Origin of the sequence: Neopararhizobium haloflavum, from assembly GCF_002750855.1 — a bacterium.
GTDB classification, from domain to species: Bacteria; Pseudomonadota; Alphaproteobacteria; order Rhizobiales; family Rhizobiaceae; genus Georhizobium; species Georhizobium haloflavum.
The window spans coordinates 1-2,214 of record NZ_NWUC01000032.1 but is presented as its reverse complement, the minus strand read 5'-3'; the positions used below and the strand labels follow the sequence as shown (position 1 = coordinate 2,214).

Sequence of the window (2,214 nt, the reverse complement as noted above, 5' to 3'; positions counted from 1 at the left end):
CTTCTCTACGTCTAATGCTAATAATAATGTTAAACAAATGTCGTGAAACCCTTGATAATATCTAAAAGTTCTATTCGAATACAACAACTGAACAATGAGTGGACTCAGATCAGCTTGAAGAGTTAACCTTTCGGTCTCTGATATGTTGGGAGGGAACCTGGATAAAGTCCTATTGACATCTAACTCCACTTGATTCCATTCCACATGTTGCTGGAGGTCTTCTATTGACGGGCTTGGCGAAGGAATCTCGTCCGTGGGGTCGTCCTCTTCAGAATCCTCTTGTGTAGAAGTGCTCAATGATAAACTTGATCTGGCCGACTCAAAAATGGGACGCCCAACTAGTGTTAAAGACGTTGATCAAACTGAGGTCGTTCAGAAGATCGCTGACTTCCTGAAGAAATCCGGCAAAGTCAAGGTCCCCGAATGGGCCGATCTCGTCAAGCTCGCTTCCCACAAGGAATTGGCTCCAGTTGACCCTGACTGGTACTTCACCCGCACTGCTTCCATTGCTCGTCGTCTCTACATCCGCAACATGGCAAACACAAGTTGCACTACAACTACCGCCATGGGTAAGGAAAAGGTCCACATCAACATTGTCGTTATCGGCCACGTCGATTCTGGAAAATCGACGACTACTGGTCACTTGATCTACAAGTGTGGTGGAATCGACAAGCGTACCATCGAGAAGTTCGAGAAGGAAGCCCAAGAAATGGGAAAAGGTTCCTTCAAGTACGCCTGGGTGTTGGACAAGCTGAAGGCTGAGCGTGAACGTGGTATTACCATCGATATCGCTCTGTGGAAGTTCGAGACTTCCAGGTACTACGTGACCATCATCGATGCCCCTGGCCATCGTGATTTTATCAAGAACATGATCACTGGTACTTCTCAGGCTGATTGTGCTGTCTTGGTCGTTGCTTGCGGTACTGGTGAATTTGAAGCTGGTATCTCCAAAAACGGCCAGACTCGTGAGCACGCCCTCTTGGCTCAAACCTTGGGTGTGAAGCAGCTCATCGTTGCTTGCAACAAAATGGACTCCACTGAACCACCTTTCTCTGAGGCCCGTTACACCGAAGTGGTCAACGAAGTCTCCAACTTCATCAAGAAGATCGGATATAACCCAAAGGCTGTTGCCTTCGTTCCAATCTCTGGATTCAATGGGGACAACATGTTGGAAGCTTCTGCCAACATGCCTTGGTTCAAGGGATGGGCTGTTGAGCGCAAGGAAGGAAACGCTTCTGGAAAAACTCTTCTTGAGGCTCTTGACGCTATTATCCCACCAAGCCGTCCCACCGACAGACCTCTCCGTCTGCCTCTCCAAGACGTGTACAAGATTGGAGGTATCGGAACAGTTCCAGTCGGTCGTGTCGAAACCGGTGTCATCAAGCCCGGTATGGTCGTTACTTTCGCCCCACAAGGAGTTACCACTGAGGTGAAGTCCGTTGAAATGCATCACGAATCTTTGGCTGAAGCCGTCCCTGGTGACAACGTTGGTTTCAACGTAAAGAACATCTCCGTCAAGGACATCCGTCGTGGTTCCGTTGCTTCTGACTCCAAGAATGATCCCGCTAAGGAAGCTCGCTCTTTCACCGCTCAGGTTATCATCATGAACCACCCTGGACAGATCGCCGCTGGATACACGCCCGTTTTGGATTGTCACACCGCCCATATTGCTTGCAAGTTCGCTGAGCTCAAGGAGAAGGTTGACCGTCGTTCCGGAAAGAAGGTCGAAGACAACCCAAAATCCTTGAAGTCCGGGGATGCCGGTATTGTGGAGCTCATCCCTACCAAGCCTATGTGTGTTGAAGCCTTCACCGACTATGCTCCTCTTGGTCGTTTCGCCGTCCGTGACATGCGTCAAACCGTTGCCGTTGGTGTCATCAAGGCAGTCGACAAGTCCGAGGGTGGCGGAGCATAACACCTATCTGGCCAGCATGTTCCACAACGATTTTGTGGGTTACATTTTTGGTTGGTGGCCTGATAATTATTACAGGTCTCGTGAGGGATGCCTTTTTCATGAGCATATTTGTAAACGGGCAGGGGGTCGCCTCCAAAACAACTCCCAGCACCAGCACAGTCGATCACTTCCTGTACTGATAAGAGTGGCTGCGGCCACTTGTTCTTGTTTTTGATGTTAAAGCGATCAGCAAGAGCCGAAGTCGATCCAAAGGCCCAACAAGACCCGCAATATTGAGGAATATGTTGGTTGCGGTCAAC

General features: G+C 49.4%; 2 protein-coding genes. One reads left to right on the top strand and one right to left on the bottom strand.

All coding sequences use genetic code 11. The features are described from left to right. Nucleotides 1–253: 253 nt before the first annotated feature. Complete coding sequence (gene tuf, locus CN673_RS21840; RefSeq protein WP_157928999.1) at nucleotides 254–1,915, top strand: translation elongation factor EF-1 subunit alpha; 1,662 nt, start codon at nucleotides 254–256, stop codon at nucleotides 1,913–1,915. Here the strand turns inward: tuf and CN673_RS21835 are convergent. Next, entirely contained in the window at nucleotides 1,855–2,196 is a 342-nt protein-coding gene (locus CN673_RS21835; protein ID WP_503128312.1) for a C1 family peptidase, read from the bottom strand. The two genes, tuf and CN673_RS21835, sit on opposite strands and share 61 nt — an antisense overlap. Between the last annotated feature and the right edge of the window lie 18 nt (nucleotides 2,197–2,214).